Origin of the sequence: Paenibacillus sp. FSL W8-0426, assembly GCF_037969725.1 — a bacterium.
Lineage (GTDB): Bacteria > Bacillota > Bacilli > Paenibacillales > Paenibacillaceae > Paenibacillus > Paenibacillus hubeiensis.
The window spans coordinates 5,643,605-5,662,073 of sequence record NZ_CP150203.1 but is presented as its reverse complement, the minus strand read 5'-3'; the positions used below and the strand labels follow the sequence as shown (position 1 = coordinate 5,662,073).

17 protein-coding genes are annotated in these 18,469 nt (G+C 52.2%); 12 read left to right on the top strand and 5 right to left on the bottom strand.

Going from position 1 to position 18,469, the window contains the following annotated elements; all coding sequences use genetic code 11:
- Window positions 1-28 precede the first annotated feature (28 nt).
- The 5 genes from sdhA to MKY59_RS25515 all read left to right on the top strand — a co-directional run bounded on the left by sdhA (window position 29) and on the right by MKY59_RS25515 (window position 5,714).
- On the top strand, window positions 29-1,771 hold the full coding sequence (sdhA, locus tag MKY59_RS25535) for a succinate dehydrogenase flavoprotein subunit (RefSeq protein WP_236414602.1): 1,743 nt from the start codon (window positions 29-31) through the stop codon (window positions 1,769-1,771).
- A gap of 428 nt (window positions 1,772-2,199) precedes the next feature.
- Window positions 2,200-2,964 (top strand): succinate dehydrogenase iron-sulfur subunit, encoded by a 765-nt coding sequence (gene sdhB, locus MKY59_RS25530; protein ID WP_236414600.1) that lies wholly within the window; start codon window positions 2,200-2,202, stop codon window positions 2,962-2,964.
- Window positions 2,965-3,376: 412 nt separating this feature from the next.
- A complete protein-coding gene (locus MKY59_RS25525) occupies window positions 3,377-4,153 on the top strand; it encodes a metallophosphoesterase (protein WP_339274431.1) in 777 nt (258 codons plus the stop codon).
- 29 nt (window positions 4,154-4,182) lie between these two features.
- Window positions 4,183-4,917 (top strand): metallophosphoesterase family protein, encoded by a 735-nt coding sequence (locus MKY59_RS25520; RefSeq protein WP_339274430.1) that lies wholly within the window; start codon window positions 4,183-4,185, stop codon window positions 4,915-4,917.
- A 140-nt stretch (window positions 4,918-5,057) separates the two neighbouring features.
- Window positions 5,058-5,714, top strand: a complete 657-nt coding sequence (locus MKY59_RS25515; protein ID WP_339274428.1) for a GNAT family N-acetyltransferase — start codon at window positions 5,058-5,060, stop codon at window positions 5,712-5,714.
- Between the two features lie 232 nt (window positions 5,715-5,946).
- On the opposite strand, the gene MKY59_RS25510 is transcribed toward MKY59_RS25515, so the two are convergent.
- Window positions 5,947-6,756, bottom strand: a complete 810-nt coding sequence (locus tag MKY59_RS25510) for a histidinol-phosphatase (protein WP_236414592.1) — start codon at window positions 6,754-6,756, stop codon at window positions 5,947-5,949.
- A 29-nt stretch (window positions 6,757-6,785) separates the two neighbouring features.
- A complete protein-coding gene (locus MKY59_RS25505; RefSeq protein WP_236414590.1) occupies window positions 6,786-7,688 on the bottom strand; it encodes a LysR family transcriptional regulator in 903 nt (300 codons plus the stop codon).
- 690 nt (window positions 7,689-8,378) lie between these two features.
- On the opposite strand from MKY59_RS25505, the gene MKY59_RS25500 reads away from it, so the two are divergent.
- The 5 genes from MKY59_RS25500 to MKY59_RS25480 all read left to right on the top strand — a co-directional run bounded on the left by MKY59_RS25500 (window position 8,379) and on the right by MKY59_RS25480 (window position 13,212).
- Window positions 8,379-8,837 (top strand): chemotaxis protein CheX, encoded by a 459-nt coding sequence (locus MKY59_RS25500; RefSeq protein WP_236414588.1) that lies wholly within the window; start codon window positions 8,379-8,381, stop codon window positions 8,835-8,837.
- Window positions 8,838-8,892: 55 nt separating this feature from the next.
- Complete coding sequence (locus tag MKY59_RS25495) at window positions 8,893-9,666, top strand: SDR family oxidoreductase (protein WP_236414587.1); 774 nt, start codon at window positions 8,893-8,895, stop codon at window positions 9,664-9,666.
- Between the two features lie 181 nt (window positions 9,667-9,847).
- Window positions 9,848-11,215, top strand: a complete 1,368-nt coding sequence (locus tag MKY59_RS25490; protein WP_236414586.1) for a DEAD/DEAH box helicase — start codon at window positions 9,848-9,850, stop codon at window positions 11,213-11,215.
- Window positions 11,216-11,242: 27 nt separating this feature from the next.
- Window positions 11,243-11,992, top strand: coding sequence for an ABC transporter ATP-binding protein (locus tag MKY59_RS25485; protein WP_236414585.1), 750 nt, complete (start codon window positions 11,243-11,245; stop codon window positions 11,990-11,992).
- A gap of 2 nt (window positions 11,993-11,994) precedes the next feature.
- Window positions 11,995-13,212 carry an ABC transporter permease gene (locus MKY59_RS25480; protein WP_339274424.1) on the top strand — a complete coding sequence of 406 codons (1,218 nt, stop codon included), beginning with the start codon at window positions 11,995-11,997 and terminating at the stop codon, window positions 13,210-13,212.
- A 138-nt stretch (window positions 13,213-13,350) separates the two neighbouring features.
- Here the strand turns inward: MKY59_RS25480 and MKY59_RS25475 are convergent, their stop codons facing one another.
- The 3 genes from MKY59_RS25475 to MKY59_RS25465 all read right to left on the bottom strand — a co-directional run bounded on the left by MKY59_RS25475 (window position 13,351) and on the right by MKY59_RS25465 (window position 15,822).
- Window positions 13,351-13,476, bottom strand: coding sequence for a YjcZ family sporulation protein (locus MKY59_RS25475; protein WP_236414583.1), 126 nt, complete (start codon window positions 13,474-13,476; stop codon window positions 13,351-13,353).
- Between the two features lie 252 nt (window positions 13,477-13,728).
- Window positions 13,729-15,027 (bottom strand): aminotransferase class I/II-fold pyridoxal phosphate-dependent enzyme, encoded by a 1,299-nt coding sequence (locus MKY59_RS25470; RefSeq protein ID WP_236414582.1) that lies wholly within the window; start codon window positions 15,025-15,027, stop codon window positions 13,729-13,731.
- Between the two features lie 177 nt (window positions 15,028-15,204).
- Window positions 15,205-15,822, bottom strand: a complete 618-nt coding sequence (locus tag MKY59_RS25465) for a pyridoxamine 5'-phosphate oxidase family protein (protein WP_339274422.1) — start codon at window positions 15,820-15,822, stop codon at window positions 15,205-15,207.
- A 146-nt stretch (window positions 15,823-15,968) separates the two neighbouring features.
- On the opposite strand from MKY59_RS25465, the gene MKY59_RS25460 reads away from it, so the two are divergent.
- Entirely contained in the window at window positions 15,969-17,420 is a 1,452-nt protein-coding gene (locus MKY59_RS25460; RefSeq protein WP_339274420.1) for a PLP-dependent aminotransferase family protein, read from the top strand.
- 148 nt (window positions 17,421-17,568) lie between these two features.
- A complete protein-coding gene (locus tag MKY59_RS25455) occupies window positions 17,569-18,354 on the top strand; it encodes an AraC family transcriptional regulator (protein ID WP_236414579.1) in 786 nt (261 codons plus the stop codon).
- The last annotated feature ends 115 nt before the right edge of the window (window positions 18,355-18,469 follow it).

Here is an 18,469-nt window from a genome sequence, read left to right as displayed (position 1 = left end):
AATGCCGACATATAAGGGAGTGAAAGAAATGGCATCATCTAACGTAATCATCGTGGGCGGAGGTCTCGCAGGTTTGATGGCGACGATCAAATCGGCTGAAGCCGGAGTCCATGTTCATTTATTTTCGCTGGTACCCGTAAAAAGATCCCACTCCGTATGCGCCCAGGGCGGCATCAACGGCGCGGTAAACACCAAGGGGGAAGGCGATTCCCCGTGGGTACACTTTGACGATACGGTGTACGGCGGCGACTTTCTTGCCAATCAGCCTCCGGTCAAAGCGATGTGTGAAGCAGCACCGGGCATTATTCACCTGATGGACCGGATGGGCGTTATGTTTAACCGCACGCCGGAAGGATTGCTCGATTTCCGCCGTTTCGGCGGAACGAAGCATCACCGCACCGCATTTGCGGGTGCAACGACAGGCCAACAGCTGCTGTATGCGCTCGATGAGCAGGTGCGCCGCTGGGAAGCTGCCGGACTCGTCACAAAATACGAGAACTGGGAGTTCCTGCAGGCCGTTATTGACGACGAAGGCATTTGCCGCGGCATCGTAGCGCAGGACCTGAAAACGATGAAGGTGCAGACGTTCCCTGCGGAAGCGGTTATTCTCGCCAGCGGCGGGCCGGGCATCATTTTCGGCAAAACGACGAACTCGGTCATCAACACGGGCACGGCTGCAAGCGCGGTGTATCAACAAGGCGTGAACTATGCCAACGGTGAGTTCATCCAGATTCACCCGACAGCCATCCCGGGGGATGACAAGCTGCGCCTGATGTCCGAATCGGCACGCGGCGAAGGCGGACGGATCTGGACGTACAAAGACGGAAAACCATGGTACTTCCTTGAAGAAAAATATCCGTCCTACGGTAACCTGGTCCCGCGCGACATTGCAACCCGCGAAATCTTCAGCGTGTGCGTGGACATGGGGCTGGGCGTTAACGGGGAAAACATGGTTTATCTGGACCTGTCCCACAAAGACCCGAAAGAACTCGACGTCAAGCTGGGCGGCATCATCGAGATTTACGAAAAATTCATGGGCGACGATCCGCGCAAAATCCCGATGAAAATTTTCCCGGCGGTCCACTACTCGATGGGCGGCATGTGGGTCGATTACAATCAGATGACCAACATTCCGGGATTGTTCGCTGCCGGAGAATGCGAATATCAATACCACGGCGCAAACCGTCTGGGCGCGAACTCGCTCGTGTCCGCCATCTACGGCGGCATGGTCGCAGGCCCCAAAGCGGTTGAATACATCAAAGGACTCAAAAAGTCGTCGGCAGACATCAGTTCCAGCGTGTTTGACGGATACACGAAGCGCCAAACCGACAAATACGAAGGCATCCTGAAAATGCAAGGCAACGAAAATGCCTACGTGATCCATAAAGAGCTGGGCGAGTGGATGACCGCCAACATGACGGTGGTTCGTTACAACGACAAGCTCGAAGCAACGATCGGCAAAATCAAGGAACTGAAAGAGCGTTACCGGAAAATCAACATGTACGACACATCCGGCTGGAACAACCCGGGAGCGGCATTTACCCGTCAGCTGTGGAACATGCTCGAATTGGCCGAAGCGATGACGCTGGGCGCGCTGCTCAGAAACGAGAGCCGCGGCGCACACTACAAGCCTGAATTTGCGAAACGCAACGACGAGGAGTTCCTCAAAACAACGATCGCGACATGGACAGCCGACGGCCCGCAAATCTCGTACGAGCCTGTGGACGTTTCCTTGATCCCGCCGCGGGTACGCGACTATTCTAAAGATTAAGTAGATTATTTACGTTGATGTTTAGCAGGATGAAATGGATTGCACATCAAACGAAGCGTCAAAAGATTACTGAAGAAGCGAAGCGTACAGTAAGCTTTTAAATGCTATATTCCAGCATGAATATTGCAATTTTCAGTAAAACGTTGCAGTGCTGCACGGCGTAGCGGAGGTAGCGGCAATATCCTGTAGAAGCGGCGCTTCCTCTGAATACGTCCCAAAGATTATTTACGTTGATGTCTAGCAGGATGAAATGGATTGCACATCAAACGAAGCGTCAAAAGATTACTGAAGAAGCGAAGCGTTCCAGAAAATCCGGGGATAACAGCGATCGGAAGTAACTTTTGCAGCGGAGTGACTGTGTGCTGACACTATCGATCCTAATAACGAGCAACGATCAATCATCGTCACCACAAGGAGGGGACAGCGATATGGCGGAAACAGCAACAGCCAGCAAAACCGTCAAGTTTATCATTACCCGTCAAGACAGTCCGGAGTCATCTCCGTACAATGAAGAATTCGAGCTTCCCTATCGCCCGAACATGAACGTGATTAGCGCCCTGATGGAAATTCAGCGCAATCCCGTCAATAACAAGGGAGAGTCGATTGCCCCTGTATGTTGGGAATCGAACTGTCTCGAAGAGGTTTGCGGCGCCTGTTCGATGGTGATTAACGGTAAGCCGCGTCAGGCTTGTGCCGCTTTGATCGACAAATTGGAACAGCCGATCCGGATCGAGCCGATGAAAACGTTCCCGGTCGTACGTGACCTCGTCATTGACCGGAGCCGCATGTTTAACTCGCTCAAAAAGGTCAAAGCCTGGATTCCGATCGACGGCACATACGATCTTGGGCCAGGACCACGGATGCCCGAGAAAAAACGCCAGTGGGCGTACGAATTGTCCAAATGCATGACCTGCGGCGTATGTCTGGAAGCTTGCCCGAACGTCAATGAGAAGACCAACTTCATGGGACCAGCGCCACTGTCGCAGGTACGGTTGTTCAATGCTCATCCGACAGGTGAAATGAACGCGGAGGAGCGCCTGGACGCCATCATGGAGTCCGGGGGCATCGAAGGTTGCGGAAACTCGCAAAACTGCGTTCGTTCCTGTCCAAAAGGCATACCGCTTACGACATCCATTGCAGAAATGAACAAACAAACAACGAAACACATGTTCAAGCGTTGGTTGGGCATGTAGTTCCGTTTTGCCAAAGGAACAAACCACGAACACGAACAAAGGAGCCGAGGATTCGGCTTCTTTTTTTTCCTCGACTGAACATGTTTCGCTTGAACGCATTCGGCATAAATATAACAAATACATCCCCCGACCCGTAACACAGAAAAGGGGAGCGTGAATGGGTAAAGAATATGATATACTGATGGAATTAATATGAGCGGATGGTGAGACAGGAATGGGAAACTACGGACACAGAAACAGCCAACCGTCGTCTCGAATCCCGAATCTTCACACAGCCCCCCCTTTATTCCCCGGAGAGGAGAAAAATCATGACGCCTCCCGATGGGGTGATCGGCTCAAAAAAAGGTTGATGTTGGCCATAGCCGCTATTTTCTCTGGAGGGTATGCCTTATGGGAGCCTCGCTTACTCGATGTGGTGAAAGTCGATCTGAGTTTGCCGGGATTCCCCAAGGAATGGAACGGGCTGCGCATCGTCCAGTTCAGTGACGTGCACCTCGGATTCCATACCCATCTGAAGCAGGTACAGAAGCTCGCTTCCGCAATCGGGGAGCTGCAGCCGGATGTGATTTGTTTTACCGGAGATATGGTCGAACGGGAAGCCGCTCCGATGCGTGACTATATTTCCGTGCTGGGCTCCATGCAAGCGAAGTATGGTAAATTCGCAGTGTTGGGGAACCATGATTATCGGGGCAAAGAGCAGAATCAAGTAGCCGCCATGCTTCAGGAGGCCGGATTTATTTTGTTATGCAATAGTCATGCCGTGCTGCAAAACGGTAATTCCCGGATTGCGTTGGTCGGTCTGGATGATGGGCTCACGGGCAATCCGGATCCACAAAAGGCAGTTCAGGGCTTGGACGACGGAATATGGAAGCTGCTGCTGATGCATGAGCCGGATTATGCAGATTTCGCCGCTCCCCTCGGCTTTGGAATGCAGCTATCCGGACACAGCCATGGAGGGCAGGTGCGTTTTCCTTTGCTTGGGGCGATGACGACACCACGGGGTTCCCGCAAGTATATTAAAGGCTTGTATCACGTTGGGCAGCAGCGGATGCCGGTCTACGTTAACCGAGGGTTTGGCATGACACAGCTGCCGATCCGGTTTTTGTGCAGGCCGGAGTTAACGGTATTTCAACTTAAAGGGATGCCTGAAAGAACGGCAGGATCGTCCGCTTCATTGGAGAACATATAAATATGATCTTGGCAAAGGAGGGCAGCCGGATGGAAAGAATAGCGATCGTTTCGGACATTCATGGTAACATGACGGCGTGGAATGCAGTGCTGGATAATATTCGTCATCGCGGAATCACGCGCATATTTTGTCTCGGCGACCTCGTGGGCAAAGGCCCGGCACCTGCCGAGGCTGTGGATTCCGTGAGAACAACCTGCGAGCAGGTGATCCGCGGCAATTGGGACGAGTTGGTGGCCGTGAACAAGGACAATGAAAATTTCACCTGGCAGGCAGAACGGTTGGGAGCAAACCGCCTGGCCTATTTGGCCAATCTTCCGTTCAGCTATGAGCTTCGGCTTAGCGGGCGTGCCATCCGTCTGGTGCATGCTTCGCCGAAGAGCGTATATCATCGCGTGCAGCCATGGGATGAGCTGGAGCAGAGAATGGCGATGTTCGATGCTCCGGAAGAGGCGACGGGATTCGGAACAGCCGATATCGTCGGTTATGGTGATGTGCACAATGCGTTTTTGCAGCATCTGAACGGCAAGATGCTTTTTAATGTTGGAAGCGTGGGCAATCCTCTGGATATGACTCAAGCGTCCTATTGCATTATCGAAGGCGAAAACAGCAATGATGTTAAAAGTGCCTTTAATCTGCAATTCGTGCGTGTCCCTTATGATATCGAACAAGAGGTGCGCGCGGCGGAGCAGGCCAATGTGCCGTTTCTGGATTTTTATATCCGTGAGCTGCGAACAGGCGTTTATCGCGGTTTGCAGGATCAATAGAGCCGCAGTATAGAAAAGGGCGTTTGAAGGAAAGCTACACTTTGATTTGGATCGTCGATGCATACGGTTGCTGCCGGAATTTCTTGGGAGCAAGCTTGTCTTATCGGAACCTTATTCGACAGGCAAAAGGAGCGATGATCATGTTGACGCGAGAGATGCTGATGGAAGGATTGCCCATGCTGCAGACGGAGCGTCTGGTTTTGCGGACATTGCGCCAGAGCGATTTCGGCATGATCGCCGATTTGCTTTCCGATCCGCAGGTTATCCAGTACGTGAACAGGGGGAGTCAGCCTGCGCCCATTCGTGCGAGAAGACTGCTGAATCAAATCCGCAGCAGCAGCGCCAATCTCGATTCGATTCATTACGGCATTTGCTGGAGGGAGACGGGAAGCGTAATTGGCCTTGCTTCCTTTCAGAATTGGAACGAACATGGGCGAACCGCGCAAGTGGGGTACATTGTGGACAAGTCGATGTGGGGCAAAGGCGTCGCGACGGAAGCTGTACGCCGTTTGCTGCAATTTGGTTTTGGCGAATTGCAGCTCTCCAAAGTGGAGGCACGCTGTTATGAAGCAAACCAAATGTCCCTTCAGGTACTGCGCAAACTCGGGATGAGCCGGGAACGGACAATTGCGTCATACGGGCCGGCTCGGGCGGATGCAGCCATGCCAGGCCATGAGCTGGACGTGCACATTTACGGCATTTGCAAGGAACAGCATGAATTCGCTCAAAAACAAGATTTTCTGCATACGTTGCAACCGGTGGCATTCGGCAAACCTGAAGCGCATAATTTATATTAGCCATCAGGATGTAACAAACATCGATCATTTGTTACACAATTGAAATATAGCTGCAATTGAACTCTAACAGACAAGGGGTAAACTTATCTCATGACCCCCTTTTTGATAAATAGATTATGCTGTTGGGACCCGTGCGAACGGGTTCATTTTTTTTGCCTCCAGAATCAGGGTTCCATGAACAAAAAGAAACCCATTGCCTGAAGAGAGCACTGCTCTTGGCAACGGGTTATGGTTACAGTGGCACCACCTGCATCTGCTTCTGTTTGAAATATACCCAGTCGGTAAAACCGATCTGCTTCAGCCTGTCGCGGACCGCTTCCAGTTCGTCTCCTACGCGTGCAGGCTTGTGGGCATCCGATCCGAACGTGACTTTGACCCCGTAAAAACGGGCTCTTTCCAAAATGGCATCCGAAGGATACCAGCCGCCGCTCAGTTTGGTTTTGCCTGAAGTGTTGATTTCGATGGCCACGTTGCATTCGGCAATGACTTTAAGCGTATGATCGATCGCTTGATCCGTCTTGATTTCCGAGAAAGGAGGATAGTTGCCCTTCATGGCGTCGATATGGCCGAGAATCTGGAACATGCCGCTGCGTGCAGATTGGCTGATCAAATCGTAATACTTTTCTTTGACTTCGATCTTTCTTGCATCGCTTAGTCCTTTCCAACGTGTTTTGTTGAAGATGCTGACATCTTCGGTATGGTGGACGGAACCAATCACATAATCAAAAGGATATTGACCAAGCGTGCTTCGGTATAACTCGGCATGGGCTGGGAAAAAGTCGGACTCGATGCCAAGCAGAACGTCGATTTTGCCTGCATATTCGGCTTTCAATGCAAGCACTTCTTCCACGTAATGACGCAATTCCGACTTAGCCATGGCAATTCGGGGGAATGCATGCTCTTCTTCGCTGCCGAAATACGGCGTATGATCGGAGATGCCGATCGCTTGCAGTCCGGCACGGATGCCTGCTTCGATGTAATCGCGAATGTTTCCGTCTGCATGACCGCAGCGAAAATGGTGGGTATGAAGATCGAATTTCATGACTGTTCTTCCTTTCTCGGGCAAATTTCTTATTCCGAACTGATGAACTGCGTTTCAGGCATGCCTTTGAGGTCGCTCAAAAACTGCTGCATGGCCGAGTTGAGATAACGGCTTGCTTTGTAAATGACGCCCACAGGATGGCTGACTTCAAGCTCGCCGAGCGGGATCATTTTCAGCGTCCCTTGCCGGAGTTCATGCGCGACCGACTGCTTGGAAATGATCGAGGCTCCGAGGTTGATTTCAACCATCCTTTTGATTTCCTCGCTGCTGGACAGCTCCATGACCACATTCGGTTCGATGCCGTGTTTTTTGAGAATGCCTTCCGTAAACTTGCGGCCAACCGTGTCCGGCGACAGCAGGATCAGCGGGATATCGCGCAGTACGTCCACTGAAGCATGTTTTAGTTTGGCCAAAGGATGGGCAGGAGAAACAATGAGTTCAAACGTATCATAATACAACACGGACGTATTCAGGTTTGGATTGCGCTCCGTCAGATAACCGATGCCGATATCGATTAACCCGCTCTCCACCAGCGTATAAATTTGCGAGGAGGGCATGGATTGAATGCTCGTCTTGATCAAGGGAAATTGATCCTGAAAATAGGACAGCACGCGCGGCAAAATCTGAATGGCAATGGAAGTGGTTGTCCCTAATACGATATGTCCTTGAGGGGTCTCATCCAGATCCGAGAGTTTTTGCTTCAGCTCATCCACGATATCCAGCATGCGCTCTGCATGCTCCAAAAATACTTTCCCCCGGTCCGTGAGGGTAACGGGCTGATTGCGATCCACGAGCACGGTGTTGAATTCGTCCTCCAGACTTTTGATCTGGGCGGAAACGGCAGGTTGAGTCAGATTCAAAAGCTCGCCTGCCTTGCGGAAGCTCATCGTTTTGGAAATCGTAATCAGCGTTTCCAGTTGGCTGATATTCATGGTTGGCCTCCTTGCGATCAACTTGTCAACTATATAAGTTGAATAAAAGATTTTACACGGGACCACTGCGCGGTCAGAACCATCTTCCGATCGCTGTTATCCCCAGATTTTTTTGAATTTTGTCTCAAAGAGGGAAATCCGGGGATAAGCCTACGCTTCCGATGCAGCTTTCTTTCAGAAAGCTTTAAGCGAACGCTTCGCTTCTCCAGATTTGTTCTGTCCTCTCCGTTGTTGTGTAAATATATAGTTCAACTTATATAGGGGGGAGTAAAAAAATCCCGCAAACATGTCATCGTTCTGTTACTTTAAATTATATGGGAAACGGGGCAGCACGGCAATGAAGCAGATGGAAGCAACTTTTGCACAATCTGTACAACGGGTTGGTACATATATCACTGGACATGATTTTTCTCTTTCCCCGCCGAAGCTCATCGAAATATAGGTAAAATAGTCCTAAAACCAAAGTTCTACCCCCTGGAATCGCCAATTCTTGCCCGGCAGGGGAGAAAAGCTGTGAGAATTCGCCAATAACAGCTATAAACATTTGATCTATCAATGACGATAAATTATAGAGCACATGCCTTGCCGAATTCATGATGAATTCTTGGACGTGATAAAGTATAATGAAATTATTGAAAATGGGACTTTTGGTGTGTGACCCATAACCCAGTGTAAGGGGGACATTAAACAGTGAAAGCGGAAGTGATTAATCCTTTCCTGGAATCCGCGCGAAACGTATTTGAGCAACTTATTCAGGTTTCACCTTCCACCGGGAATCTGGGCGTGAAGAACGTGGAGTACATTGCTGACCATGTTTGGATCGTGATCGGCATGACAGGGCAGCTGAGCGGAAACATCGTATTTGGCATTCAGGAGCAGGTTGCGCTCAAAATCGTTTCTGCCATGATGGGCGGTTTTGTGATTACGGAGATGGATGACATGAGCAAAAGCGCCATTTCGGAGCTTGGCAACATGATCAGCGGGAATGCAAGCACCATACTATCCAGCCAGGGCGTAGTTGTAGACATTACGCCTCCACAAGTCATGAAGTCGGAACATCTGACGGAGTTCAATGCCTCGAAAGCACTATGCATACCGCTTATGATGGACGGTATCGGTGAGATGGATATTCAAGTCATGATCTCGTAAAATGGAACCAAACGCCTGAAAGGGCATTAGCGTTCATTACGGGAGGATTTCGGATATGTTGAAGGACCAGATCGTTTTCATTACGGGCGCATCGAGCGGCATCGGCGAGCTCTGTGCCCGAATGCTGATTGAAGAAGGTGCCATTCCCGTTTTGGCTGCCCGTTCGCGGGACAGGCTCGAAGGAATCGGAGCTTCGTTAACAGGACGACATGAATTGCTTGAGCTGGATGTCACCGATGATACACAGGTTCAGGCAGCCGTGGACAGCGTGATGAAGAAGTACGGCCAAGTGGACATTTTGGTGAACAATGCAGGCTACGGCAGGTTTGCGGCAATCGCAGACATGACGGTGCAGGAGTTCGAAGAGATGATGAATGTCAACTACATGGGGATTGTGCGCTGTACAAAAGCCGTGCTGCCCCAAATGCTGAAACGTGGCAAGGGCCAGATCGTCAATGTGGCCTCTATGGCCGGAAAGATCGGTACAGCCAAGTCGGCTTCCTACACGGCGACGAAACATGCCGTTCTTGGTTTTAGCAATGCGCTGCGCCAGGAGTTGCGCAAAACGGGCGTGGTGGTGACCACGATTAATCCAGGACCGATCGATACGCCGTTTTTCGACCGTGCCGACCCGTCCGGTAACTATGTCAACAATGTGCGCTGGATGATGCTGAAGCCGGAGGATGTTGCCGCGCACATGATCCGGGCGATGAAGAAACGCAAGGAAGAAGTGAATCTGCCCCGACTGGCGTCGGCGGGCATACGCCTGTACCAGCTGTTCCCACGTCTTGCCGACCGTCTGACCCACGGCATGATGAATCAGAAATAAGGTCGCACCCATCGTTTTATCATATGGAACATCCGAAAAAGCTCCGCGAGGGGCTTTATTTTTTTTGAACATGCCACTTTTTGCAAACCGATATTTGGTGTGTGGACTTTTTTCGCATATAATGAAAGGTAATGTGAAGATAGACTGGCGCAACTATTACTTTAAATAAGGATGGACAATCATGACGAATGAAACATTTGCTTCAATTGGCGTGGATCAGGACCTGGAAGCGGTACTGGCCAGCCATGACATTACACAGCCTTCCCCCGTGCAGGCTCAGACGATCCCGGTCATGCTGGAAGGGCGCGACGTAGTCGCCAAATCCCAAACGGGAACAGGCAAAACGCTGGCATATTTGCTGCCGCTGCTGCAAACCGTCAAAAGCGACGTGAAAGGAACGCAGAAGCTGGTCATCGCCCCGACTCAAGAGCTCGCCATGCAAATCGTGCGGGAGGGACAACGGTATGGAGAAGGTCGCGGCATTGGCGTGCTGGGACTCATCGGAGGCGCAGCGGTTAAACGTCAGGTAGAGAAATTGCGTGAACACCCGGAATTGGTCGTAGGTACGCCAGGACGGCTCAAGGAATTGATTACGATGAAAAAGCTGAAAATGCACAACGTATCGACGATCGTGATCGATGAAGCGGATCAGGTGTTCCAGCTTGGCGGAGCCAGCGACGTGGATTTCATTCTGCGAAGCGCGCTGCGGGATCGTCAACTCGTCTTCCTGTCGGCCACGATGGACGAACATACGTCGGCGCTGGCCAAACGCGAAATGAAGGAACCGGTGCATATCGGGATTGCGCCGGACCAAGCTACGGCTTCAGGATTGGAGCATTATTACTTCGTCGGGGAGGAACGGGATAAAATCGACCTGCTGCGTCGTCTGGTAAGACAATATAATCCGGATCGGGCCATCGTTTTTGTCAACGCAACCGAGGACATTGGCGAGGTTGAGGCGAAAATGAACCATCTCGGCTTGTCCGCCGCCGCATTGTACGGGGATGCCGACAAAGTGACGCGCAGCAACGTGCTGTCCAGCTTCCGCAACGGAAAAATCAAATTGCTGATCGCCAGCGAAGTGGCGGCCAGAGGGCTAGACATCGAAGGCTTGCCTATGGTCATCAACTATGACCCGGCCTTCGATTCGGAACATTATGTCCACCGTGCGGGCCGAACGGGGCGAATGGGACGCAGCGGGATCGTGCTGTCGATCGTGGACGAGAAACAGGTGTTTATCATGCGCAAATTTGCGCGTGAACTGGGTATCGACATCAAGGAACGTGCACTATACGGCGGCAAGGTCATCGAATCCGACAAGCATACCGATGCACGCTCAGGCGGCGAACGTGGAGCAGCAGGGGCTGCCGGCCTTTCCAAGGGGCGCAAACCTGGTCAGGCGAGCCGTGGCAGCGGAGCGCGGGCAGCGATATCCAACCAGCGCGGAGGCAGCAAAGCCGCCGGCGGCAGATCCGAGCGCGAACAGGATCGAAAAAACAAAGGAGCGCCGAAATGGAGCAAGGAGAACAAGCCTCGTTCCGAACAATAATCGCTGACGAAAGAGGTGCATGGATGCATGAATAACACTGAACCTGTGTTGCAAATCAGCGGCCTGAGCGGAGGTTACAGTGCCAAGCGCCCTGTATTGCATGGCATCGACCTTCAGGTCGGACGCGGAGAGATGGTTGGACTGATTGGCCTGAACGGCGCGGGCAAGAGCACAACCATGAAGCATATTTTGGGTTTGATGAGCCCGCAGCAGGGCGATGTGCGGGTGATGGGCAAGACGCGGGAAGAGGATGCGCAAATCTATCAGTCTGCGATGGCTTTTGTCCCCGAGTCGCCGGAGTTATATGATGAGATGACCGTCATGGAGCATTTGGAATTCACGGCACGGGCTTATGGCGTATCGGAAGCCGATTTCAAGCAGCGTACGGAGAAGCTGCTGGACTTGTTCCGCATGCGCGAAAAGAGCGCCAGCTTGTCCACGCATCTGTCCAAAGGCATGCGGCAGAAGGTGATGATCATGTGTGCGTTCGTGGCCGGGCCGCCGCTCTATATCATTGACGAACCCTTCCTCGGGCTTGATCCGCTAGGGATACGTTCCTTGCTGGATTTCATGCTTGAGATGAAAGCGGCCGGATCATCCATTTTGCTGAGTTCCCACATTTTGTCGACCATCGAGAATTACTGCGATCGTTTCGTGGTGCTGCATCGCGGGCATGTCATTGCCCAAGGCACGCTGGGCGAGCTTCGGAACCAGTCCGGGCAGCCGGATGCCACGCTGGAGCAAATGTTCTATTCGCTCGTGCAAGGCAGGGATTAGGCATGGATCTGAAACAGCTTTGGAAGCAAAGACGCACAGGGTTCTGGAACAACATCGTTCCGTACATAGGTTACGTGATCCAGAGCGGCGTTGCCATGGTCTTTCTGTTTGTGGTCATTGCATTTTCCGCCTGGTATACCTCTTTCGTACAACGTATTCCTGCAGGTTTTCCAATTCGCTGGGTCGCGTTGCTTTTGCTTGCCCCGCTGGCCATTTTTGCGGGATATCGTACGTATTTACAGCCGGCAGACATCGTTTTTCTCAGGCCGCAGGAGCATCGGATGCAAGAGTATTTGAAAAACAGTTTCTCGCGCGGCGTGATCTATAAGTGTATCGGACTACTGATCGTTTACGTGACGTTATGGCCGCTCTATGTGCGCGCCGACGCGGATGCGCGTCCGTTCGGGTGGTTTTTGCTGCTGCTGCTCGCATGGAAAGGAGTGTCCAGCTATGGAGCTTGGCAGGAGCTCCGCATGGTCCAATACGGCGCAGCCCGAGGGTACCGGCTGCTGCGCTGGGCTGTGGTCATTCTGGCGGTGGCCGCCTGGTTGTGGCATCCGCTGCAGCGAAGCATCTGGTTCGAATTGCTGCTTGCCGTGCTTTACCTCGTGGCATTGCGAATTCCGCATAAACATCGGGTAGCCTGGGAACGCCTGATTCGAGTGGAGCAATCCCAAAGCGCGAGAGTCATGCAAACGCTGGGATGGTTTGTGGATGTCCCATCTTCAGGGCAGAAGGTCAGCGCACGCCGCTGGTTGAGCAAGTGGGGAAGCGGCTTGCCTTGGAAACCCGAGAAGGCTTACCAGTATTTGATCACCAAAACGTTTATTCGGACCGAAGTATTTCCGATCGTGGTGCGTCTGATTTTGCTGGGCATGTTATTGACGTGGTGGACGGCAGGCACTTACTTTGGCCTCGGCGTGTATTTGTTCTTCCTGCTGATCGCCGGGGTCCAGCTGGGGTCGTTGCGCCGTGCCCATGCCGAATCGTTCTGGATCATGATTTATCCGATTACCGAAGAAAGCCGTCGTTCCCAGGTGCTTGGTTTTATTTTTCACCTCCATGCGGGTTTCGCACTCCTGCTATGGCTGCCGATGCTCACCGCGGGAATGGACGGTTTGGGGATCATCGGGGCAGCACTGGTCCTTGGCGTTGCGGTTGCGTACCTGATGAGAAGATCCCAAAGAAACAAATGGTTGAAGGAAGAAGAGGACATATAGAGCTCATTCGCTATTTGGTTAATGGCATTTGCGACAGTTCTTAGAGTTGAAGAAACGGTTGATCCAGGGGAAGTTCCGGGTCAACCGTTTTTGCGTTAGTTCGGGCCGAAGCGTTTATACCGCGCCGGAGTTATGGTACTAACAACAGAGGAACGATTTCGTAATGATCACGAGCAGGATGAACAGTACAAGAATAGCACCTGTACTTGTGAATCCACCGCCACAGTATCCGTAACCGCCTCTTGTTTCTTCAACGCCAGACATGGTCATTCCCCTTTCGGTTCGTTGTTGGCACGCCTTTGCGTACACCGTATATTATGAGCCGTGGGTATAAGTTGATTGGGCAAGTGCCCCGTTTCCAAAGGAAAAAGAAGGTTTGGGCGCCGGATTGCACTTCCGTAAACGCAAGAACACCTCCCTTGTCGCATGCGGGCATGTTTCAAGAGAGGTGTTCGGAATGAGGAGAGCAATGCAGCCCCGTCTCCGTTTTTATGGAATAGGCGTTTTATCCTATATTTAATTGGCTTGCAGTTCCAGAACGCTGCGATGAATGGTATCAAACAGATCCTCAAGCGAGGACTCCTCGATGCAGGAGAAGGCTACGCGCAAATCCGTTTCTCCCAATGCGATGGTACCTACGCCGTATTGCTGCAGCAGATGGTTGCGGAGTGCTTCCGCACTGACATCTTTAAGCTTCAGGCACATGAAATAACCGGAGTTGAACGGATAATATTGCAGTGCATCGCCGTATTTGCCGCTGTCAAGCAGTTCCTTTACTTTGTTGGCACGGCCTTTCATAATTTCGAACTTCTCCCGTTTTTGGGCTTCGAACCCTTCTGCCTTGAGTGCATCCAGCACAAAGGTTTGAGACGGATGCGGACCGCTGGAAATCGTGGCACGGATGATGCCCAGCGTCTTCTGCTCCAGTGCATTCAGAACGCCGGCGTCCTCGTGGGCATACGTGATGAAACCGACGCGGAAGCCCCATACGAATTCTTCCTTGGTCGCGCCATCGATCTTGACAGCAAGGACCCGCGGGTGAATGCCGGCCAGCTTACCGAACAACGACTCGTGAATGGAATCTTCGAAGAACAAGCCATAGTAGGCATCATCCGTAACAGCAACCACATCGACGCCTGCTTCCGCAGCCTGGCGAATCGTATCCACGATCAGGTCTGCTTCTTCGGCACCCGGCGTGTAACCTGTCGGATTGTTCGGGAAGTTAAGCAGCACGATGGCTTTGCCCTTGTCTTTCTGTGCAAGAAGTGCATTCAGCAGACCTTCGCTGTTGAACGTCAAGTCTTCGTTAAACAGGGGATAATGAACCAACTGGCTGTGACGGCGAATTCCGAAGGTCAGCTCATAATTTTCCCAGTTTTTATCCGGATAAATCACAGCGTCCCCTTCATCGGCAAACAGGTCGGCTACGATGCTGAGTCCGTGCGTCAATGCATTGGTTACAATCGGATTGCCGAAGCTTTTGCCTTCCAGGGAAGGCGTTTCCTTCAGCAACTTCTCTCTCCAAACTTTCCGCAGCTCAGGCTTGCCCGCAGGCGGAGCGTAAGGATACAGATCCTTGGGTTCATATGCGGAGAGCTTCTCCTGAATGACAGGAAGATGCATCGGTACGCCGCCTTCAAGGGCAATACCAATCGTTGCGTTATAGGTTTTGGCCAGGCTTGCCGCTTCGGCAGACTGACTCAGAATGCCTTCTTTCGGGAAATAGATTTCCTTTCCGAGCTGCGACAGCATGGAGTAGACGTGACTGCTGCCTGCCTGAATACTTTCGTTCAACTGTTCAGCCAGTGGATTCATTATTTTCATCCTTCCAAGTCTTTGGGATTCAACTGCCTAACATTATATCACCTTGCATGCAACCCGTCACGGAAATTACGCATAATGACAGTTATTACACTTCACCGCGTTGTTGCAGGAGGAGAATTGGCTTGGAAAGACGAAAAAGCGCTCCCTGTTTTCACATACAATGAACGGTCACTTCTGGTGAAAAGGACAGTACTTTCGCATCATTTCGGCGGTTTCGGCATCCCGGCCTTCGTCTCGGCGCTGCAGTTCGCCGTTAATGTGCTCGAACCGGTCTGCCGCCAGGTTTTGCCCGAATTTGAATTTGGCGCTGAGGCGTTCGGGAACGATGCGGACCACCGCGACCGCTTTGAGGCGGCCTGCATAACGGGAATCATTCGCATCGATGGGAACGTAACCGCCCTGCGGTTGAAGCTTTTCCATGAATCGTTGCAGCGCCTTCCCTTTGGTGTGCAGGTCGGAGACGACTTCGGCTTGTCCGAAAGCCATGACGCTTTTAAAAAACGAGGTTGCCGGGCAAGCGAGCTCGGGATCGCTGAAGTAGGAAGGAATCAAGGAAAACTCCTCGGCGACCGTAAAGCTGACGGAGGAATCCTGTTTGATCTGTTTCATCTTCTCTCCGGCCAGACTGCCATGGAAATAGAAGCATCCCTCCATATAAACAAAGTTCAGCGGCGTTACCCGAGGCGAGCCGTCCGTGCCAATCGTTCCCAGAAAACCAAATGAAGCCTCGTTCAAAAATGCTTCGATTTCCTGTTCTTCACTCACGCTGAATTCTTTTCTTCTCATCTGCAAGATCCCCCTTGGTTGGTATGGCCTGAATCGTCGTAGAGCGTACTTCTAAGATATAAGCTATATTGACAATAAAATAGATCCAATTTACATTCATTTTTATAGGCCAATTTGAATCGGGTAACGTGGAGGTGATGGTTGTTATGGAGTTTTGGCTCCCCATGGAAAGCTATGAACGCCAGCACCGTTTCAAATATGCCGCATTGTATCACGCGCTCCGCGATGCCATCCATGCGGGAACGCTCGCAAGCGGAACGAGGCTGCCGTCGACGCGAGATCTGGCCCGCCAATACAATCTTTCGCGCGGATCCGTTGCCCAGGTGTACGACATGCTGCTTGCAGACGGATACGTGCGCGCCTACCGTGGGAAAGGGACATATGTTTCAGACACGCTGACGGAAAAGGAGTATACTGGGCGCGAGGCCAAGATCAGCTTGTCCCCTTGGGGGAAGAGGGTAGCCAACTTTCATATGGTGAACGGGGACGTGCCCATCGACGCCGTCCGCCAGCCCGTCATCGATTTCAACATGCAGCGCATGCCTGCCGAGCATTTTCCGCAAGCCGAGTGGAGAAGTGCGCTTGCCGCTGCCCAGCGCAGTGATTGGAGGAGGCAGAGCAGCGTGGCAGGGGATCTGGAACTGCGTGAGGCCATCGCCTCGCATGTGAGATGGACGAGAGGAATACACGCCGATCCTTCGCAGATTGTGCTGTTCAGCGGGTCGATGCAGGGAATAACGCTGCTGACCCAGCTGCTCGTTTCCGAAGGAGACTCCGTTGTGCTGGAAAATCCAGGTTATCCGGGCATTGCCCAAGCTGTAAAGGCGGGAGGCGGCCGTCTCCTGCCGGCTCCCGTGGATGCGGGCGGAATCATTCCGCAAGCGTGGGAAGCAGGCGTGTTGTTCGTTACGCCGACCAGACAATATCCTACAGGGGCGGTGCTGGGCCTGGAGCGTCGGAAAAAACTGCTGACCTGGGCTTCGGAGCGGAATGCCGTCATTATTGAGGATGACTATGACAGCGAATTCCGGTGGGGAGGCAGGCCGATCGAACCGCTCAAAGTACTTGATCGCGAACAGCGAGTGATCTATATCGGCTCGTTCTCGCAGACGATGCCGGCGGCGGTTCGGCTGGGGTATGCCGTTTTGCCGCAAAGCCTCGTAGGTCCTGTTTTGGCGGCAAAAACGTTGTATGAACCCGTTTCCCCCGCATTGCTGGAGCAGCGTGCATTGGCCCGATTCATGACCCGGGGCTGTTATTTGCGGCATGTGAGAAGGTTGACGCGCCTGTACGGGGAGCGGCATGATTTTTTCGTGAACGAGCTGGAGCGGCAGCTGCCGGAAGCTTTTACGGTGCAGCCGGGAGATGCAGGCTTGCACGTTTATGCGACATGGAACGGCAGTTCCGAATCCTTTGAACGGTTCAAACGGTTGGCTGCGCAGGAAGGCGTTCGATTTCGTGATGCGGCCCGGTATCACTTGAAGCCGTTCTCTTCTGCCGTTTGCTTTGGATTTGCCCATCTCGACGAGAAGGCATTGGCCGAAGGCATCGCCATCATGCGGCGTGCGTGGGAGAAGTGCATATTTTCGTTTCGGTGAATTCCGCTGTATAATAGGATAAGGTTGTATGGTTTTATGCTCCGGAGGGAGCTGACATCCATAGATGAGCGTGCCGTGCGTCGTTTTATGTTGGACGAACAGTATGGCACGCATGAAGAGAGATCAACATTCAAGGGGGAGTGGCGACATGCTGCAGGCATCGCCGTCATCTTTTGTTATTTTGCCCGCAGTCGCCAAAATTGTCTGCGAGCCGGGCTGGAAGTGGCAGAAGCGGGAAAAACCGATGCAGAATTACGATTTGTTTTATGTATGGAGCGGTGAAGGTACGGTTGTCCTCAATGATCAGCCGTATGAGGTTGGCAAGGGCAGTTGTTTCCTGTTTCGGCCGGGCGACCATACCAGTGCGACTCATAATCGGCAAAAGCCGCTTGTGCTCACGTACATTCATTTTGATGTGGAAGGGCATGTTACGGAAACTCCGCAGCCCTACCGCACGGTACAGGAGACGGTGGAGTTTGAGCATCTGCTTGCCCGGTATGTGAGGCTGTTTTTGTCCGATGTGTACGGACGGGAAGAGGAGAGCAAGCTGATTCTGAAACAGCTTATGATTCATCTGCTGCGGGCCGATACGGAACCGCCTGCCGAACGGAAAGTAAGCAACCAGCTCTCCGATGTGATCCAGGAAGTCGCCAATTATGTCCGGCAGCATCCCGGAATAACCCATCGCGTGGAGGATCTGGCAGCTCGTGCGGGATTATCCCCGCGATATTTTTCCATCAAATTCAAGGAACTTGTCGGTTCCTCCGTGCAATCGTACATTATCCGCATGCGCATTGAGCGTGCCGAGCATCTGCTCGTGCATACAGGCATGAACGTTACCGAGGTGGCCGATGCGCTCGGGTATCGCGACATTTTTTTCTTCAGTCGTCAATTCAAGCAATACACCGGCAAAAGCCCATCCGAGATCCGTTAAGTTAATGACAGTTTACAATCTCAACACCACGTAATGGGAGAAATGCGGCGGACGGGTTTTCCGATCAAACCAAAAAAGGCACAGTACCTGGTTCAGGGGCTGTGCCTTTTTTGCC